The following is a 19,064-nucleotide window of genomic DNA, read 5'->3' on the forward strand; positions in this document are numbered from 1 at the left end:
GCTCAGTCAATTAAACTGCCTGCTCCACTCACTCCGAGTTGCAGGAATCTCCTGTACAATAGCTGGTTTCTTTATCACCAAGCGGTTTCAGTGCCGGCCTTAAGCCTTCTTCATCAGCGATCTGCTTGAGCGAATCGACGAAAGCTTCCAGTGGCTGCGCACCAGAAATGGCATATTTACGATTGATAACGAAGAATGGAACGCCCTGCACGCCTAATTGGCCTGCTTCCGCAATGTCCTGTTCGACGTCCGTCTTGAAATCTTCAGAATCCAGGACGATTTTCGCTTCATTGCGCGGCAAACCGACTGCCTCTGCATTATTCAATAAGATTTCCTGCTCACCTATATGTTCAGCATTGATGAAGTAGGATTTCAGCAGCTGCTCAGTCAAAGCTGCATCCAATGATTTCGTTTCCGCCCATTTCACGAGACGGTGTGCCGCAAGCGTATTCGCCTGGACCATATTGTCAAAGTCATATTCAAGTCCGACATTTTGCGCATGAAGAGCCACGCCTTTCGTCATTTCCTTTGCATGCTCTACGGATTGACCGAATTTGGCGGCCAGACTTTCATATACGGGAATGCTTGAATTTTCAGGTGTCGCCGGATCCAGCTGATAAGCTTTGAATGTAATTTGTGCCTGATTATTAAAACCAGTCTTTAAAAGTGCTTGTTCCAATGTGCGTTTGCCTATGTAACAGAAGGGGCACACATAATCAGACCAGATCTCAATTTTCAACATCTATATTCACCTCGCCACTTACTATATCAAGCAAAAATGCCGCGCTCAATCTTTCTGCCTGCAGAAAAGAAAAGCGACGGCGCCCGTTAAGCTCTGAAAGGCATAAGACGGACCAACGAAGTGGCGCTGCGCCGCGGAGTTGGGCTGGCTTATGACCCGAAGAGCTGGGCCGCCGGAGTCTGGACAATAGAAAAGCGACGGCGCCCGTTAAGCNAGCTGGGCCGCCGGAGTCTGGACAATAGAAAAGCGACGGCGCCCGTTAAGCCCCGACAAGCGCTGGAGGGCTTGAAAGTAATGGCGTTCTTTGCCATTACTGGCAAGTCCGAAGCGGCTCGAGGGGCTGGGCCGCTGGAGTCTGGACACCGCAATTTTTTCTAAGAACCTGCGCTATCCATCTTTCCCAATAAAAAAACTGACTCCCTCATGGGAATCAGCTTAAGGCTTCAGTAATGACCGGTACAATCTGCTTTTTGCGTGACACAATTCCTGGGAGCAGCACCCGATTATCCACTACACTCGATTTGAATGCTCCTTCGATAATATCGGATCTTCTGCCAAGAACAATCGCTTCCGAATCATTATTCAAAATATCTGTTACAACAAAAACAAAAAGATCAAGTTGCTTGTTGGTGATTGACTGTGCCATAAGAATTTCCAGTTCATCCTGCCGCCCGAGCACTTCTGAAACATCAATCGCATTAACCTGCGCCACTTCAAAGCGGTGGCTTCCCGCTTCAAACTCTTTCGAATCGAGGGAAATCAGATCTTCCAGTGTTTTATTGCTGAGATCCGCTCCGGCTTTCAGCATCGCCAAACCATATGCATCGACGTCCACTCCGGCAATTTCAGCCAATTCACGCGCAGCGCGCACGTCCTGCTCTGTGCAGGTCGGTGATTTGAACAACAGCGAATCGGATATAATGGCGGACAGCATCAACCCGGCAATATTTGCAGGTATTTCCACATCATTTTCCTTGAACAACTTCAAAAGAATGGTCGTCGTGCAGCCGACAGGTTCGGCGCGAAAGAATAACGGATCCGTCGTTTCAAAATTAGCGATCCGGTGATGATCGACCACTTCAATCACTTGGACTTCATCAATATCCTCGGCACTTTGCTGGCGCTCGTTATGGTCGACGAGTATCACCTGAGAAACTTCCTCAGAAACACGTCTTACCAGGCGCGGAGCTTCGAATCCGAATTCCTTCAAGGCGAAAATCGTTTCGTTATTCATTTCGCCGAGGCGGACCGGTTCCGCTTCCATTCCTGTTTCATTTTTTAGATACGCATATGAAATAGCTGAACATACCGAATCAGTGTCCGGATTTTTATGGCCTAATACTAAAACTTTTGACATTTTTATGCCTCCTGATCAAAGTTGGTTTCCGTGTAATTCTACCATAATTGCCTGCACAGCTGAACTTTCATAATAAATGGAACAGAATAAACTGGTCGCGTGAAGGTTTGTGAGACATTGTTTTAATTAGTTGAAAAAAATGTGGTATCAAAAACTTTTTGATAGTATTATATGACTAAGCCTTTTTTATTACTAAAATAGGTTAAATTGTAAATTTAGTAATTAGGTTGGAACAATTTTGAAAAAAATAATAAAAAATAAAATCTTTTTATTCAGAATAAAAGTTTTTTAGCATTAATGAACAAAATAATATACTTTGTAATAGTACTAATGGTATAATTAATACAATTAATCCAAAAATTTCTGAAGGGAAGTGAAAATATTGACTATAATTTTGGAAAAGAAATACATTCCGTTAGCAAATTACTTTTCATCTGCCACTAATGCAAAAATTAAACTCAGCTTTAACGAAATTGAACAGATTATGGGCCAACAATTGCCCAATGCCGCTTATCTGAACAGGAGCTGGTGGAAAAAAACCAAAGCACCCGCCAAGCATTTCCATGCATGGATGGATGCAGGTTATTTTGTCAGTGAAGTGGAGACGAATCGCCACGTCGTATTTGAAAGAATCGATGCTTCCAAAGGATCCCACGCCAATAATGGCAAAGGGGATGAAGATATTTTGCTGATCCGCAACGCCGAACACGGCGACGCCCGCTCTCTCGCCGCCCTTATGAAAACAGTTGAAGCCGAATCTGACTTTATGCTATACGGCAAGGATGAACGCATCCAGTCCACCCAAAAAGTCCGGAAACAAATAATCGAATGGCGCCAAAGCGGACATTCCACCATCTTTATCGCAATTTTGAACGGCGAACATGTCGGCTTTTTGACTGTAGTCGGCAATGCCGCCAAGCGCGCGGCTCACCGCGCAGAAATCTGTATCGGAGTCCAGGCGGACGCCCGGCGAAAAGGAATTGCCACCAAACTTCTGCAAAAAGGCGAAGAATGGGCCGCATCCAAAAATATCAGCCGGCTGGAATTGACAGTTGTCGAAAATGACAAGCCGGGCAGAAAATTATTTGAAAAAGCCGGCTATGTATCCGAAGGCATTCGCCAGGATTCCATGGTCATCAACGGCAAATATTACGACGAGATTTATATGGCCAAGTTTCTGGATTAAAAAAATCGTGTTTCTTCCCAAAATGGAGAGGCACGACTTTTTTATTTCGTTTGGAGAGTGCGCCCAACTTCCCCATCCCAGCACATCTTACTAATCACAAACCACTTTCTTTCCTCCCGCTACCAAAGATTCCACAGTAACTTCCGGCTCCGGCAACAAACTCAACAGGTGAATCAGCATCGGATAAAGTGCATGCCGTACATCGAGCGACCAAATCGTCCAGCGTCCCCGCTTTTCTTCGGTGACCAACCCGGCTGTTTTCAATTTCCGCATATGCTGGCTGACTGCCGGCTGCGTCATATCCAGTAATTCCGTAAATTCACAGATGCAAAGCGATTCGGTCGATAAGTATTTCAGGATCAGCATCCGGTTATGATCGCTGATTGCCTTTAAATATGATTCCATGGACAAATAATCCATTAAATGCACCTGCTTTCAAGAGTTTCGTCATTTATTGTATAAGTATCCACTTATTTAAGCAAGAAGGATCGGAGTGCGGAGCTTTTGTTTTCGCCCCCTAATTTCCCCATTAAAAAACCCCGACAGCCGAAACTGACGGGGTCATTAATTAATTGGTTTTATTTAGATGAATATTCTTCCAGTACGCGCAATGACTCGCGGTTGAACGCTGGAATGTCATCCGGATTACGGCTTGTCACCAATTGGTTTTGGCAAACAACCACTTCCTGATCGACCACTTTCGCACCAGCATATTCCATATCCGTCTGGATAGATTTGTAACCTGTTGCATCACGGCCTTCCAGCGCTTTTGCCGTAATAAGCAATTGCGGTCCATGGCAAATGGCGAAAACTGGTTTTTCCGCGTCCATGAATGCTTTCGTAAAGTTGACGAAGCGGTCATCTGCACGCAATTGATCGGGAGAGAACCCGCCTGGCAGGAACAAGGCATCGTAATCATTCGGGTCGGCGTCATCAATGCCTTTGTCGATCGACACGACAGCTTCCCCTTGTTTGCCCGTCACTTCTTTGCCAGCTTCTTTTTCAATCGTGAAAATTTCGTGACCCGCATCATTGAATGCTTTCGACGGATCGGTATATTCTACGTCCTCAAACATATTCGTTATTAGCGTTGCGATTTTTGCCACTATCTTTCACTCCTTTGGTTTTAAACTCTCCCTTATTATTCCACGGATAAATATTACTAAACATGGAGTTCAACGGAATTTTGATACGTAAGGATTGTCCTGTTCCCAAAACCGGTAAGGATAATCGACGGCTTCCTGCGAATTGCCGATGCCGACTCTAGGTCCGACTGAAACGGCATGAACCGGATCCCCTTGCGCTATATATAAGGGTTGCTCCGTAAAATGGTGGCCGTAATAATCCATAGTAATGCCCATCGCTTTTGTCAGTTTTCCGGGTCCGCTCGTCCATTGCCTGATCGGCAGGTGACGACCGCGGAGTTCCGCCATCAGGTCTATGCCTTCAACCGGTTCCACTGCACGTATGAGAATGGCACGCGGTGTGTCAACCTGGCCACTGACTACATTGATCAGGGTATGAGTGTGCATTTGATACGTATAAACAAGTCCGGCTTTGCCGAACATGATTTCTGTCCTTTTGGTTCTTCTATTGCCGAAACTGTGTGCTGCCCGGTCTTCCGCTCCCATATAAGCTTCCGTTTCGACAATGCGGCCGGCAACAATCCCGCCCGGCATCTCGTGGACAAGAATCTGTCCGAGCAGATTCCGCGATAATTCCAAGGTCGGCAAATCAAAAAAATCAGCTGTGACTGGTTTGAACATCGTACATCCCTCCAGCACCCATTATACCGGGTTGCTGCGGGTCACTGCATCGATCAGGGGTTCGATGTCCCCGATTTTATTGTCATGAAACGCTTTGACGATCGCCGAACCGACGATGAAGCCATCGACATCGTCGCGAAGCAAGTCGATATGCTCCTGCCTGGAAATGCCAAACCCCGCATACACCGGTACCGGGCTCTCTGCCCGCACAACTTTCATGAACTCTTTCACTTCCTGGGTCAGTTCATCGCGCACACCGGTAATTCCGGTCACGGTGACGGCATAGACAAACCCTTCGGCCGCATTCAAAATATCGTGCAGCCGATTTTCAGTGGTAGTGAGCGTCACCAGTTGGATCAGAGTGATTTCTGCATTTTTTAAGTAGGGTGCAACGAGCTGCTGATGCTCAAACGGCAGATCCGGAATGATGACCGCCGAAACTCCTGCATCACGGCAGGCTGCAGCAAAACGCTCCGCACCGTAACGGAGCACCGGATTCAAGTACGTCATGACAATCAACGGAATCTTCATTTCGAAATTCCAGCTCTTCATTTCCAATAAAACCTTATCGAGTGTCACGCCTTCGCTGAGTGCCCGATTGCCGGCTTCTTCGATCACCGGTCCATCAGCCACCGGATCGGAAAAAGGAATACCGATTTCAATTGCCGTTACGCCCGTGCCCTGCAAATATTCAACCTGGCCGCGGAGCCGGTCCAAGCCGCCGTCTCCCGCCATAATATAAGCGACGAATGCCTTGCCGCCGTCGTCCTTCAAAGTCTGTAATCGTTTCATGCCAGTCCCTCCAATTTTTCCGCATAGGTCGCCATGTCTTTATCGCCCCGGCCGGATACACAAATTACCAAGATTTCTTCCGGGCCCATGGCGGCAGCCACTTTTTCCGCTTCCGCTACCGCATGCGCGGATTCAAGCGCCGGAATGATCCCTTCGAGTCTCGACAGGGTAATGACAGAAGCCAGCGCTTCGTCATCTGTTACCGCTTTGTACTCGACCCGGCCGATATCCTCCAGGTGTACATGCTCCGGACCAACTCCCGGATAATCCAGTCCTGCTGAAATCGAATGCGCTTCCTGAACCTGTCCGTTGTCATCCTGCAACAATTTCATAAAGGCTCCGTGAAGCACACCTTCCGTCCCTTTGGTCAGCGTCGCAGCGTGCCTGTTCGTATCGACACCCTCACCTGCCGCCTCAACGCCAATGAGCCGGACACCTTCATCATTCACAAACGGGTGGAACATGCCGATTGCATTCGACCCTCCACCAACACACGCCAAAATAACATCCGGCAGACGCCCTTCTTTTTCCACAATTTGTTTGCGCGTCTCCTTGCCGATGACACTTTGGAAATCGCGGACCATCGTCGGGAATGGATGCGGACCAAGTGCTGAACCAATGAGGTAATGGGTGTCTCCTACATTTGACACCCAGTAGCGCAAGGCTTCATTGACCGCGTCTTTCAATGTAGCACTGCCTTTTGTGACGCTTTCCACTTTCGCGCCCAGCAGTTTCATCCGGAATACATTCAGTTGCTGTCTTCTGATATCTTCTTCGCCCATGAAAATAACGCATTCCAGATCCAGCAGCGCACAGATTGTGGCTGTTGCCACACCGTGCTGGCCAGCACCGGTTTCTGCAACGATTTTCCGTTTGCCCATGCGAATCGCCAATAAAGCCTGACCGATTGCATTGTTTATTTTATGGGCGCCGGTATGATTCAAGTCTTCCCGTTTCAAATATACCTTCGGTCCACCCCACGCTTCCGTAAGTCTTGCTGCAAAAGTGAGCGGCTGTTCGCGGCCGACATATTCCTTCAGATAATGATGATAAGTTGCCTGAAAGTCAGAATCCTCTTTCGCCTCTGCATAAGCCGCTTCCAATTCTTTCACTGCCCGCATCAATGTCTCCGGTACAAATTGTCCACCAAAACGTCCAAAAAATCCTGTTTCTTCTTTTGTTCCCGTTGTATGCTGCATCGAATCACCCTTTACAGTTTTTATAAAATTTTTTATTTTTTCGGCGTCTTTCTTTCCGTCCGTCTCGACACCACTGGAAACATCCACCATGTATGGAGCAAGCGAGCTGATTGCCGCCTCCACATTCCCTGTGTCCAATCCCCCGGCCACTATCAGCCTGCCTGGTTCGATGACAGCCTGTTCCAGTAAAGTCCAGTCAAACCTTCTGCCGCTTCCACCGCGATGTTGTATTCCCGGCGCGTCGACCAGCACATAATCTGCAATCGACTGCTCCAGCTTCCTTACATCATCTGCATCACGGATCGAAAACGCCTGAATCACCTTAACAGGAATGCTGCGAATCAAATCGTCCGTTTCATCACCGTGCAGTTGCACCATCGTTAACGGAACTTTTTGGATCGCCTCCAAAATTTCATCCAGGTCAGCATTGACGAACACACCGATTTTCTCTACCGAGTCAGGCAGTTCCGTCGCCAGGCGAGCAGCCTGTTCGATGGAAACCTTCCGGCGGCTTGGCGCAAAGACGAACCCTGCCGCGCCGGCTTCAGATGCCGCACGTACATGCTCGATTTCCTGCAACCCGCAAATTTTCACTTTTGTCATTTCTCCACCTCCGAAGAAGTGACAGACTCAATCCACGCGCCTGCGTCCGCCGAGCGCATCAGCGCTTCACCGACCAGGATGCCGGAAGCTCCCTTATTGAATGCATACGAGGCATCGCTTTCGGAAAAGATTCCACTTTCACTGATCAGCAGCGAATCCCCGCTGTCCGGAAAATGTCCAGCAATTTCCGCTGTCCGCTCCAGCGAAACTTCAAAGGTTTTCAAATTGCGATTATTAACCCCGATCAGTTCAGCGCCTAATTTAAGAGCAACATCAAGCTCCTCGCGGTCGTGGATTTCAACGAGCACTTCCAGCCCCTTCGCCTGAGCGTATGAATACAACTTTTCAAGCTCCCGCTGCTCCAATGCCGCAACAATCAATAAAATGATTGTGGCACCGGCATTTTTCGCACGGTCAATCTGGACGCTGTCGACGATAAAGTCTTTGCACAGCACTGGCACCGACACCAGTCGTGCCACCTTTTCCAGATCAGCCATCGAACCTTTGAAATACAATTCATCCGTCAAGACGGAAATTGCTGCGGCTCCGGCCCGTTCGTATATTTTCGCCTGCTCAGCAACATCAACGTCGATCCGGATGTTCCCTTTCGAAGGGGACGCCCGTTTGATTTCCGCGATGACACCGCGTCCATCTCTCAGCCGCTCCGCCAGGCGGAATTTTCCCGGAAAACCGTTTACTGAAGTTGATTCAACACCTTGATATTCTTTTATTTCCTTCCGTTTCGCCGCGATGATTTCATCCAATATCGTCATACCAGCACCCCCACAGCCTGGCGATGCGCATTGAATACGCGCGCCGTTTCACCCGAGACGATTGATTTTCTGGCCACATGAACGCCCTCGGCAATCGTGCCTGCTTTGCCGGCGGCGAAAAGTGCCGCACCGGCATTCAACGCTACGGTGTCAAGATACGCACTCTCTTTGCCATCGAGCACTTCCAGAAAAATCGCGGCATTGCGTTTGGCATCTCCGCCTCTGACAGCTTCGATTGGCGCAAGTTTCAATCCGGCTTCTTCGGGATGAAATTGAATCGCTTTTTTGCCATTTTCATCAAACAGCAATAATTCATTGGTGCCCGCCAGAGAAAGTTCATCCATTCCGCCAGCCCCGTGCACCATCACTCCGCGTTTTCTGCCGAGTCTCATAAGTGCGTCTGCCATCGGCTCCAGCATATCCCGGCGGTAAACGCCGGTCATCTGCACTTCGATCGGCAACGGATTGGCGAGCGGTCCGACCAGATTGAAAATGGTCGGCGTCGCAATGCTCTTCCGCACTGTTCGCAATTTCCCAAGAGCAGGATGGATTGCCGGAGCGAATAAAAATGCGATTCCCGTCTTGTCGATCAACTCCGGAATGGTTGCCGTGCCTGCTGTCGTCCCGATGCCCAACTCTTCCAAAACATCGGCGCTGCCGGTTTTACTCGAAACGCTGCGATTTCCATGTTTCGCGACTTTCATGCCGCAACCCGCCAGGACAAAAGCCGTCAGCGTACTGATGTTAAAACTGAATGAACGGTCCCCCCCGGTGCCGCACACGTCAATCAGTGATCCGCTGGTTTCGGGCAGTGTCACTGCTTTTGACCTCATGGCCTTGACCAGTCCTACCAGTTCATTTGCCGTTTCCCCTCTTTGATGCATTGCTTCAAGAAACCCTTTTATTTCACCATCAGTCATTTGTCCATCCAATATTTCCAGCGATTTATTGTACATTCTGTGCTCACTCAAACTCTCTTCTCGTCTCATTTTCATCTCTCCTCAGCTCTTTTGAATACAAAAATCCCCGCAACCGGATCTGTATCCGGTTGCGGGGACGGGTTAAAAAACCGCGGTACCACCACGCATTAATGCATTTCTGCACTCACTCAAACAGGCTTTACGCCTTTCCCTTTAACGCAGGGCATACGTCTGCCTTACTCATTTCCATTTTCAGGCCAGCTCTCCTAAGTCCATTCGCGCAAGGGATCCAATCAGCTCTCACCAGCCGCTGACTCTCTAAATAGATACCGTTGCCTACTCGTCTCAATCCTCGATTTTGCTCTCTGCTATTCTCATCTTTTCTGGGCTCTTCTCTCGAATTAGACTTGCCGCTCTTCCAACAAGTTGTAGTTTACATTAAATTAGTTTGTTTATTCTGTCAAGCATAAGAATTGCGGATTTCGGATTTTCCTACTATTAAAGAATCGATATTCCGCAAAACAGCTTCGAAGACATTAACCGAAGCTTGCGAGGATAATGTCTTTGCGACGAAGTGCGTAGCACTGCAGGAGCACGATTATTATTTTTGCTCCTGCATCGCTGCGCTGCTTCGTCGCAAAGAGTCGGCCGAACTACCTTCGCCCAACTCTTCGCTGTTTTGCTCCATATCTAGGCGTCATCCAGCGCCGGCGCATTTCCGAAATGGAACGAAGACTAATTGTTCCCAAATCGATGGAAAAGAAAAAAGACCACTGCAATCTTCGGTTTGTTAATGAGAAAACATGAAATTAACTCCACTGAAACCGAAACAATTTTATGATAGAGTTTTGGTATTACTAAGATTAAGGAGATTTTATTATGTTAAAAATTTTTATTGTACTTGCAGCTGTATCAACACTAATATTCGGAATACATAGCTCCAATAATGAACCATCCCAGAAGCTAACTATATATCTTGGTATTTCTTTAAGCAGTTTCTTCTTTTTAATGGGGATAAAAGATTGGTCAAAAGATATTAAAATTGGAAGCTATATATTATTCCTTGGCTCGATTGTAATTTTAATTGTTATGGTTAATTCGGCAATGAACTATTAGCAGACAAAGCTATTCCTCGCCTATTCAATTGCCGTGGATACGAATTGATAATTTACATATTTTTACAAACCCATCCGCTTGGCGACGATGGTTTTCATGATTTCATTGGATCCGGCGTAGATGGCTGCCACCGGAATATCCCGGTAGCGGCGGGCGATTTTGTATTCTTCCATATAACCGTAGCCGCCGTGCAATTGCATGCATTCGCCGGATATTCTTTTGGCGGTGTCTGTCAGCCAATATTTCGCCATCGATACTTTGGAAACAATATCTTTGCCGGCCATATGCTCTTCGATCAATGACTCCAAAAATGAATGGCCCAGCTCCACTTCGGTCGCAATTTCAACCAGCTTGAATTGGGTATTCTGAAAAGCGCTGATCGGCTTGCCGAATGCCTGGCGGGATTTCACGTAGTCGACTGTCATTTCGAGCATATCTTCCGAAGCGGTTTGGGCCGCCATCGCGACAACGAGACGTTCCTGCTGAAGTTTCTCCATCAAATAAGTAAAGCCTTTGTTTTCTTCACCGATCAAATTTGCGACCGGCACGACACAATCTTCAAAATACAATTCGGATGTATCCTGTGCGTGAAGTCCGACTTTATCGAGTTTGCGGCCTTTCGTAAAGCCCGGCATCCCTTCTTCAATCATCAGCAGTGATATACCTCGATGCTTCGATTCCGCTTTAGTGTCCGTTTTCACTGCGACGACGACGTGCGTTGAATTGATGCCGTTGGTAATGAATGTCTTTTGGCCGTTGACGACGTAATTGTCGCCATCACGCACGGCAGTGGTCGAAATGTTCGCCAGATCCGACCCCGCTCCGGGTTCCGTCATGGCAATTGCGGTGATGAAGTCACCAGAAATGCAACCCGGCAGCCAGCGCTGTTTCTGTTCTTCATTGCCGTAGGCTTCGATATACGGCACTGTGATGTCGTTGTGCAAACCGACGCCTGTTAAGCTGGCGCCTACGCGTTCCATTTCTTCGCCAATGATCACGGCATAGCGGAAATCAAGCTCGAGCCCGCCGTATTGTTCTTCCACTTGCGGACACAGGAAACCCATTTCCCCGAGGCGCTTCCAGAATGATTTCGGAATCAGCCGGTCTTTTTCCCATTGCTCGTATTGCGGCACCGCTTCTTTTTCAAGGAATTTCCGTAAAGACTTCCGGAACATCACGTGTTCATCTTCTTCAAATCGATATTTTCCCATTATTCCATCCCCCTATTTCGGCTGCATCCGGATTGCTCCGTCCAGCCTGATCGTTTCGCCGTTCAGCATCGGATTCTCGATGATGCTTTCCACCAATTGCGCGTATTCAGCCGGCCGCCCGAGTCTTGCGGGAAACGGAACAGCAGATTCGAGTGACGCGATGGCCGCTTCCGGCAGACCATCAAACATCGGCGTCTTCATCAACCCAGGTGCAATCGCCATGACGCGAATGCCGTCGCGGGCAAATTCCCTCGCAATCGGCAAAGTCATTGAAACGATGCCGCCTTTTGAAGCGCTGTAGGCCGCCTGACCGATTTGTCCTTCATATGCGGCGACAGATGCAGTCGAGATGATGACTCCACGTTCGCCGTTTTCATTCGCCTCATTCTTTTGCATAGCGGCCGCTGCCACGCGAAGCACATTGAAACTGCCAATCAGATTGATGCGAATGACCTTTTCAAATTGCTCCAGTGGTTGTGGTTCACCCTTGGAAACGACTTTTCCAGGTGTTCCAATTCCTGCGCAATTAACGACAAGATTCACCGAATCGAAACGTTCGATAACTGCTGCTGTCTGCTTTTCAACCTGTGCAGCATCGGTGACATCCGTTTCCGCATACCACACCGATTCCTCGCCGAGTTCTTTAATAAGCTTTGCTGCTTTTTCACCATTCAAATCGAAAATCGCAGCTTTCCCACCGCGTTCGACGATGCGGCGGACGGTGGCTTCCCCGAGTCCTGACGCTCCGCCGGTGATGATTGCTTTCACTTCACTGGTTTTCATCTTTTTTCCCCCGGTCTTTTATAGTCTTTCGATAATCGTTGCGTTCGCCATGCCCATACCTTCACAAATCGCCAGCAACCCGTAACGGCCGCCGGTACGCTCCAATTCATGCAATAGAGACACCATCAACTTCGTGCCGGTTGCTCCGAGCGGATGGCCAAGCGCAATCGCTCCGCCGTTGACATTCAATTTTTCAGAATCGGCCCCGATGTCATTCAACCAAGCCAGAGGAACAGGCGCAAACGCTTCGTTCACTTCATAGCGATCCATATCCCCAATTTCGAGCTCCGCTTTTGCCAACACCTTTTTAGTAGCAGCAATCGGCCCCGTCAGCATCAACGTCGGATCCGAACCGACGACTGCACGGGCAATAATACGTGCTTTCGGTTTTACCCCGAGCTCTTCCGCTTTTTCACGTGACATCAATAAAACCGCTGATGCGCCGTCACTCATTTGGCTGGCGTTGCCCGCAGTAATGACACCGCTTTCATCAAACACCGTTTTCAGGCCGCCAAGAACTTCCATTGACGTCTCCGGGCGAGGCCCTTCGTCTTTTGCAACCAAGTGTTTGCCGCCGTTTTCATCTGTCACTTCGACAGCCAGAATTTCTTTATCATAACGGCCCGAATTGATGGCATCCAACGCACGCTTATGGCTCTGCAGCGCAAACTCGTCCAATTGCTGGCGGCTCAAACCCCATTTTCCAGCAATTCGTTCAGCAGATAAACCCTGATTGATGATTTCGTATTTCTCCGTCAGCTTATTGCTTGGCTTGGCCCCTTGCATATTTGAAAACATCGGCACCCGCGTCATGCTTTCGACACCGCCGGCGATGACGATATCCATATCGCCCGCCAGAATTGCCTGGGCACCAAAATGAATAGCCTGCTGACTTGAACCACATTGGCGGTCAATCGTGACGCCTGGAACAAAATCCGGGAACCCGGCAATCAACGACGCTGTCCGCGCAATATTGCCTCCCTGTTCACCGGATTGTGAAACGCAGCCCAAGATAATATCTTCCACATCCCCTTTGCTGACACCAGCCCGCTCGACCAATTCCGTCAGCACCAGCGCCGCCAGTTCATCCGGACGCGTTTCCGAAAACGAACCTTTTCTCCGTCCGACTGCCGTTCTTACTCCTTCAACAATTACCACTTCACGCATATCTATCCACCCCATCATAAGTTTTCTTTTATTCAATCAATGTAATGTCATTCGAAATTGAATGACTATTCATTCAATTTAATTGTACTCGAATTCTTACTTGGACACCATAAAAAATCCCGCAAAGTAGTTTGCGGGATTTGGCTATTTGCCTGTAATTATTCTTCAATTAACCCTTTTTCAACCAGGAAATCTCTCGCGATATCCTGCGGTTGATCCTGATCCACATCAACACGGGCATTCATCGCCAGCATTTCTTCTTCGCTGATTTGCCCCGCCAGTTCATTGAGCAGATCCTCGAGCTCCGGATATTCTTCCAATGTTTCCATCCGCACTACTGGAGCTGCGTCATATTTCGGGAAGAATGACAGGTCATCTTCTGTCGTCTCCAAGTCGAACAGCCCGATTCGGCTATCGGTCGTAAAGGCCGGAATGACATCGACCTCGCCATTGTTCACCGCTTCGTACATAATTGCCGGGTCAAAACTGTCGGTCGCTGAAAATTCAAAAGGATACGTCGTGATCAAATCGTCGTAGCCATCACCCTGCCGTTCATAAAACGGGTGAGGAGCTCCAAAACTCAAGTCCTGCGACTGGGAAATTTCTGCCAGGTCTGAATACGTTTCTGCATCAAATCCACTGTCTTTAGAAAAGGCCAATGTATAGCCATTTTCAAAACCGAGAGGCTCCAGCCACGTCGCATCCAGCTCTTCTTCGTACCCTTCACGGACGCGCTCCAAAACTTCTTCAGACGACTGGCCCGGTTCGGATTCCTGTTTCAGCACATCTTTCAGACCTGTTCCCGTGTATTCAACATAAAGATCGATATCGCCCTGCTCGAGTGCAGGCGTCAGAATGGACACTTCACCGAGTCCATCTTCGTATTCCACCGTGTAATCAGAATTCGCTTCTATATACTGCCCCAAAATATGCGGCAGAATGTATTGCTCCGTCCACGGCTTGCCTCCGATGATAATCGGATCGGAGGTATCACCACTTCCGGTACCCCCGCATCCGGACAAGATCAATGCCCCAGCTGCCAACATTACAGTCAATTCTTTTTTCATCGTCAATTCCCCCTTTTAATTTTTCAAACCTTTCGGCGTCGCCCTTTTCTCAATCGTTTTGAGAATCAGGTCAAAGCCGATCGCGAGTAATGCCACGGGCAAAGCGCCCGCCAGAACCAATGAATTATTATAGGATTGCAGCCCCCGGTAAATAATATCTCCGAGACCGCCAGCGCCCACAAAAGTCGCCAATGTCGCAATTCCTACTGTCAATACGGTTGCCGTCCGGATTCCGGCCATGATGAACGGCAGCGCCAGCGGCAATTCAATTTGCCTGAGTATTTGGGTGCGGGTCATCCCCATGCCGCGTCCCGCTTCAATTGTGGAGCCATCAACTCCAGTGATGCCGGTATAAGTATTTCGCAGAATCGGCAGCAGTGCATAAATGATAAGTGCGATCAAAGCTGTCGGAGAGCCGATTCCGAGGATGGGCACCAAAAAACCGAATAACGCAAGACTCGGTATTGTCTGAAAAACGGCAGTCACACCAATGATCGGTTCCGCATATCGACGGTAACGGGCAATGATAATTCCCGTGGGCAAAGCGATGGCGATGCCAATGGCCACTGCTACAAACGATAAATAGATATGTTCCAGAAATGCACTTTGAATCATATCCTGCCGGCTGACCAGCGTATCAAAAAAGTTTCTCATACTGTTTCAGCCTCCTCTTTCCGGAGAGCTGCCTTGACCAAATCGCGATCATTGGCATAAGCCAATGTTTTCCCACCATCTATAATCTGTAAAAACGAATATCCACTTTTTTCCATTTCGGTGAACGCTTCATCAATTGTCGCTTCTCCGGAGATCTGCAAGGCGCCTTCTTTCGGATTCTCAGCAAACACGCCCAAAAATTCCTTAAGTTTCCGTTCGCCGAATGAACGTTGCCGGTTGATCCGATCCAACCCGATAAAACTTTCCACGAAGTCATTGGCAGGATTACTGATCAATTCCTGCGGCGTGCCTACCTGCTCGATTTTCCCTTCACGCATAACGATGATCGAATCCGCAATTTTCAATGCTTCATCCATATCATGGGTCACAAAAACAATTGTCTTTTGAATTTCCTGCTGAAGTTTCCTTAAATCGTCCTGCAATTGCTCCCGGCTGATCGGATCAAGTGCAGAGAACGGTTCATCCATAAGAATAATATTCGGGTTCCCCGCCAGAGCGCGCACCACTCCCACTCGCTGCTGCTGCCCTCCACTCAATTCCAGCGGATATCGCTCTTTATAAGTATCCGGAGCCAGCCCCACCAGTTTCAATAATTCATCGACCCTTTTGGCGGTTTGTTCTTCAGGCCATTCGAGCAAACGGGGAACAAGGGAAACATTTTTGGCTATCGTCATATGCGGGAACAGTCCGATCCGCTGAATGACGTAACCGATCGACCGGCGCAGCTGTACTTCTTCAAGTCCAGTAATCGGTTTTTCATCTATGAAAATATCGCCTTTCGTCGGCGTTTCCAATTTATTGACCATTCTCATGAGCGTTGTTTTTCCACAACCGCTTGGTCCGATCACGACAGTCAGCTTATGGGTGGGAAATACTACCGAAATATCTTTTAACGCTTCCGTCCCATCCGGAAACTGCTTGGTCACTCGTTCAAAACGGATCATTCCCACTGCCCCTTCCTGCAACTTTCCTACTGTCTTTTTTATTACCCTTTTTAGCCCTGTATTATGCTTTAAGATTTCGTTAATTGTGTATATAAAAACAATTACCCTCTATTTCCTGCTTAGTTTAATTGAAATTGGTACTGATTAAACAAAAACGGCACCCATAAGGCACCGCTTTTGCTAATTCACATTTCTCCTGATCCAAGTGATTTGTTGGAGACGATCAATTCCTTCAAACGCCTGCTCAGTGAATTATAATCTCTGTCTTCAACTTTTCCTGAAACAGCGACCATCCCCGCTATAAACTCAGTTCCTTAAAATGAAGCATATTCATCTGTCATTCTCAATAACAGTCTTAACTGAATCGCAAATGCACCGGATTGGCAATTTGCTCATAACCAATTTCGCTGTAGATTTTATTGGATGAAGGATTTTTCAAATCGGTATAAAGCATCACAAAGTTGAATTCCAGCAACAATTCTTCCGTCACTTCCGCCACCATTGTGCGCGCATACCCTTTACGCCGATGTTCTTTCGGCGTAAATACGAAAGAAACCGTGATGCCGTGTTTTGAAGGACGCGATTTTTTCATGCAGGAGACGATTTGCCCATCAACTTCCCAGACATAAACTTCTTTATCCTCCAGAAATTGTTCGATTTTCATCGAAGCGTCCCGGTGGCTGGAAGCCCCAATGCCTGTTTCCTTTTCAAACAGGAGATACCACTCCTCGAGCAATTCCGCATCCTGTTTGTTCGCAACCCGCCAGCTTCCGGGGCTCTTTTCAAGACCCCGAACCACCGCATCAATCCGGTACAGACCTTCGTCCATTTGAAGTTCTACTATTGCCCCAGTCAAGGCAGTCCATGCTCCTGCAAATCTTTCCGCATGTTCTTTGTCTCCTATGGCCCCCGGTATTTCCAGTTCCGCTTTTTTCAAATGAAGCGCAAGAGTTTCTTCTAAATCGGTATCTTCCTTAAAGAAGATGATTTGCAACGGGTGCGGCGGCGTCATGAGACAAACTCCAAGAATTTCCCCCGCCTCTTCTGCCAATGCCAAAAAATAATCTTCGTAGCGGCCATTTTGAATCTGGCTGAGTATCCCAAGGAACAAACTGTACTGGTCTTCATTTTCATAAAGAAGGGGCTCCACCTTTTTACTGAACTCAAATGAATCAGGGTATACTTTCCATTCCATAATCCCACACTCTTTTCTATTTAATCCATTTAATAAGTATTGGCTATCAATGCTGTTTTTCCTGCTTATTTCTCTAAATAATAAAAAGCGGCTGCCAGCAATTGAAAAACCGCCGACAGCCGCCGTGAAATCTTTTAATCCAATTCTTTCTGCTTTGTTTCAACTCCCAGGAATGCAACTGCCAGCGCACCGATAATGATTGCACCGCAGAAAATCGCGAAGATTACATTGACCCCATAACCCGCTGTCAGCATGAAGCCGACAAGCAGCGGCCCGAAAATTCCGCCGATGCGGCCGAATGACGCCGCCATTCCGGTCCCGGTTCCTCTGATGACAGTCGGATATTGTTCAGGCGAATAAGCATACAGTGCTCCCCAGGCCCCGAGGTTGAAGAATGACAGGAATGCCCCTGCCGTAATCAGCATCGCCAGCGATTCGGCATTGCCGAAAGCGAGCGCACTGGCAGCTGTACCGAAGAGATAAGTGACCAAAACGAATTTCCGGCCAATCTTTTCAATGAGCCAGGCTGCCGTAAAATAACCCGGAAGCTGCGCCAAAGTCATGATCAGCACGTATTGGAAACTTTTGATCAGCGTAAAGCCTTTCAGCACCATGACACTTGGCAGCCATAAGAACATTCCATAATAGGAAAACACGACCATAAACCAAACGATCCAAAGCATCAAAGTGGCTTTGGCATATTTTTTCGACCAGACATCCTTGATGTTGACCTTGATGGAACGAAGAACGTCTTTCTTCGCAGTAAACTGCGGTGAATCGGGAAGATTGATCCGCAGATAAAGCGCATAGAGAGCCGGCAAAGCTGTGATCAATAACGCGATGCGCCAACCGTATTCTGATGCCGGAATAACAAAATACGAAATGATGGCTGCCAGCAGCCAACCAGCGGCCCAGAAACTTTCCAGCAAAACGACGACCCTTCCGCGTTCTTTAGCCGGGACACTTTCAGATACAAGCGTCGACGCCACCGGCAATTCCCCGCCAAGCCCCATGCCGACGAAAAACCGCAGAATCATAAACGCGGCAAGTGTGGTCGTGAAAGCGGAAATACCGCTCGCCAGTGAAAACAGTAATAACGTAATGATGAAAATCTTTTTTCTTCCGACCCGGTCTGCATAAATTCCGAAAACGAATGCCCCTACAGCCATCCCGATGGAATTGATGCTGCCGATCCAGCCCATTTGATCTGTCGTCAGATTCCAATCCTGCTGGAGTGCCGCGATGATGAAGGATAGAATCCCCACGTCCATCGCATCGAACAGCCAACCGAGACCGGCAACCCAAAGTAATTTATTGCGCGAAATTGGCGCGGTATTTTTTTCAGTATCAGTAATTGTGGTCATTTCCATTCCCCTTGTCCTAAGCATTCGACTTGGTGTCTTTACACCTTATCACTATACGCGTACGACGAAAATGACACAAGTTCTTCTTAATATTTAAGTTATATGAATCAATTTCATAAATCGCCCTTTTAAAAAGTGCAGACGATTTTTCGGATCATTTTTTCCGTTTTTTAAATTTAGGCAGCTGCTAAAGCGGCGTGCTTG

Annotated in this window: 19 protein-coding genes and 1 other annotated feature; of the genes, 2 read left to right on the forward strand and 17 right to left on the reverse strand. The window is 48.0% G+C overall.

Annotated elements, in window-relative coordinates; all coding sequences use genetic code 11:
- Positions 1–28: 28 nt before the first annotated feature.
- Together ACFQ1X_RS11570 and ACFQ1X_RS11575 are read right to left on the reverse strand one after the other, a co-directional pair.
- A complete protein-coding gene (locus ACFQ1X_RS11570; RefSeq protein WP_144841041.1) occupies positions 29–739 on the reverse strand; it encodes a DsbA family oxidoreductase in 711 nt (236 codons plus the stop codon).
- Between the two features lie 433 nt (positions 740–1,172).
- The gene (locus ACFQ1X_RS11575) at positions 1,173–2,099 is read right to left on the reverse strand and encodes a manganese-dependent inorganic pyrophosphatase (RefSeq protein ID WP_144841021.1); all 927 of its coding nucleotides are present in this window, start codon (positions 2,097–2,099) and stop codon (positions 1,173–1,175) included.
- A gap of 373 nt (positions 2,100–2,472) precedes the next feature.
- Here ACFQ1X_RS11575 and ACFQ1X_RS11580 point away from each other — a divergent pair, with 373 nt between their 5' ends.
- The gene (locus ACFQ1X_RS11580) at positions 2,473–3,285 is read left to right on the forward strand and encodes a GNAT family N-acetyltransferase (RefSeq protein WP_379082646.1); all 813 of its coding nucleotides are present in this window, start codon (positions 2,473–2,475) and stop codon (positions 3,283–3,285) included.
- 90 nt (positions 3,286–3,375) lie between these two features.
- On the opposite strand, the gene ACFQ1X_RS11585 is transcribed toward ACFQ1X_RS11580, so the two are convergent.
- The 7 genes from ACFQ1X_RS11585 to trpD all read right to left on the reverse strand — a co-directional run bounded on the left by ACFQ1X_RS11585 (position 3,376) and on the right by trpD (position 9,407).
- Positions 3,376–3,690, reverse strand: coding sequence for an ArsR/SmtB family transcription factor (locus ACFQ1X_RS11585; RefSeq protein WP_379082649.1), 315 nt, complete (start codon positions 3,688–3,690; stop codon positions 3,376–3,378).
- Positions 3,691–3,863: 173 nt separating this feature from the next.
- Positions 3,864–4,391, reverse strand: coding sequence for a type 1 glutamine amidotransferase domain-containing protein (locus tag ACFQ1X_RS11590; protein ID WP_144841024.1), 528 nt, complete (start codon positions 4,389–4,391; stop codon positions 3,864–3,866).
- 69 nt (positions 4,392–4,460) lie between these two features.
- Positions 4,461–5,051: a DNA-3-methyladenine glycosylase gene (locus ACFQ1X_RS11595; RefSeq protein WP_144841025.1), complete on the reverse strand. Its 591-nt coding sequence runs from the start codon at positions 5,049–5,051 to the stop codon at positions 4,461–4,463.
- A gap of 21 nt (positions 5,052–5,072) precedes the next feature.
- Complete coding sequence (gene trpA / locus ACFQ1X_RS11600; protein ID WP_144841026.1) at positions 5,073–5,843, reverse strand: tryptophan synthase subunit alpha; 771 nt, start codon at positions 5,841–5,843, stop codon at positions 5,073–5,075.
- A complete protein-coding gene (gene trpB, locus ACFQ1X_RS11605; RefSeq protein WP_144841027.1) occupies positions 5,840–7,645 on the reverse strand; it encodes a tryptophan synthase subunit beta in 1,806 nt (601 codons plus the stop codon). Before trpB ends, trpA begins: the two co-directional genes overlap by 4 nt.
- Complete coding sequence (gene trpC / locus ACFQ1X_RS11610; RefSeq protein ID WP_144841028.1) at positions 7,642–8,418, reverse strand: indole-3-glycerol phosphate synthase TrpC; 777 nt, start codon at positions 8,416–8,418, stop codon at positions 7,642–7,644. Before trpC ends, trpB begins: the two co-directional genes overlap by 4 nt.
- Positions 8,415–9,407: an anthranilate phosphoribosyltransferase gene (trpD, locus tag ACFQ1X_RS11615; RefSeq protein WP_144841029.1), complete on the reverse strand. Its 993-nt coding sequence runs from the start codon at positions 9,405–9,407 to the stop codon at positions 8,415–8,417. Before trpD ends, trpC begins: the two co-directional genes overlap by 4 nt.
- Before the next feature lie 60 nt (positions 9,408–9,467).
- Positions 9,468–9,700, reverse strand: a binding site (T-box leader).
- A 517-nt stretch (positions 9,701–10,217) separates the two neighbouring features.
- Between trpD and ACFQ1X_RS11620 the strand changes: the two genes are divergently transcribed.
- Positions 10,218–10,454: a hypothetical protein gene (locus ACFQ1X_RS11620; protein WP_144841030.1), complete on the forward strand. Its 237-nt coding sequence runs from the start codon at positions 10,218–10,220 to the stop codon at positions 10,452–10,454.
- A 62-nt stretch (positions 10,455–10,516) separates the two neighbouring features.
- Here ACFQ1X_RS11620 and ACFQ1X_RS11625 read toward each other — a convergent pair whose 3' ends face one another.
- From ACFQ1X_RS11625 to ACFQ1X_RS11660, 8 genes are all read right to left on the reverse strand, one after another.
- Entirely contained in the window at positions 10,517–11,665 is a 1,149-nt protein-coding gene (locus ACFQ1X_RS11625) for an acyl-CoA dehydrogenase family protein (protein ID WP_144841031.1), read from the reverse strand.
- A 12-nt stretch (positions 11,666–11,677) separates the two neighbouring features.
- Complete coding sequence (locus ACFQ1X_RS11630; protein WP_144841032.1) at positions 11,678–12,448, reverse strand: 3-hydroxyacyl-CoA dehydrogenase; 771 nt, start codon at positions 12,446–12,448, stop codon at positions 11,678–11,680.
- An 18-nt stretch (positions 12,449–12,466) separates the two neighbouring features.
- Entirely contained in the window at positions 12,467–13,615 is a 1,149-nt protein-coding gene (locus ACFQ1X_RS11635; protein WP_144841033.1) for a thiolase family protein, read from the reverse strand.
- Positions 13,616–13,773: 158 nt separating this feature from the next.
- The gene (locus tag ACFQ1X_RS11640; protein WP_144841034.1) at positions 13,774–14,682 is read right to left on the reverse strand and encodes a glycine betaine ABC transporter substrate-binding protein; all 909 of its coding nucleotides are present in this window, start codon (positions 14,680–14,682) and stop codon (positions 13,774–13,776) included.
- A gap of 15 nt (positions 14,683–14,697) precedes the next feature.
- Positions 14,698–15,336 (reverse strand): ABC transporter permease, encoded by a 639-nt coding sequence (locus tag ACFQ1X_RS11645; protein WP_144841035.1) that lies wholly within the window; start codon positions 15,334–15,336, stop codon positions 14,698–14,700.
- Positions 15,333–16,301, reverse strand: coding sequence for an ABC transporter ATP-binding protein (locus ACFQ1X_RS11650; RefSeq protein ID WP_144841036.1), 969 nt, complete (start codon positions 16,299–16,301; stop codon positions 15,333–15,335). Before ACFQ1X_RS11650 ends, ACFQ1X_RS11645 begins: the two co-directional genes overlap by 4 nt.
- Positions 16,302–16,656: 355 nt before the next feature.
- Positions 16,657–17,496, reverse strand: a complete 840-nt coding sequence (locus tag ACFQ1X_RS11655; RefSeq protein WP_144841037.1) for a GNAT family N-acetyltransferase — start codon at positions 17,494–17,496, stop codon at positions 16,657–16,659.
- A 134-nt stretch (positions 17,497–17,630) separates the two neighbouring features.
- Positions 17,631–18,860, reverse strand: coding sequence for an MFS transporter (locus tag ACFQ1X_RS11660; protein WP_144841038.1), 1,230 nt, complete (start codon positions 18,858–18,860; stop codon positions 17,631–17,633).
- Positions 18,861–19,064 lie beyond the last annotated feature (204 nt).

This window comes from Metaplanococcus flavidus (genome assembly GCF_042675885.1).
GTDB classification, from domain to species: Bacteria; Bacillota; Bacilli; order Bacillales_A; family Planococcaceae; genus Planococcus; species Planococcus flavidus.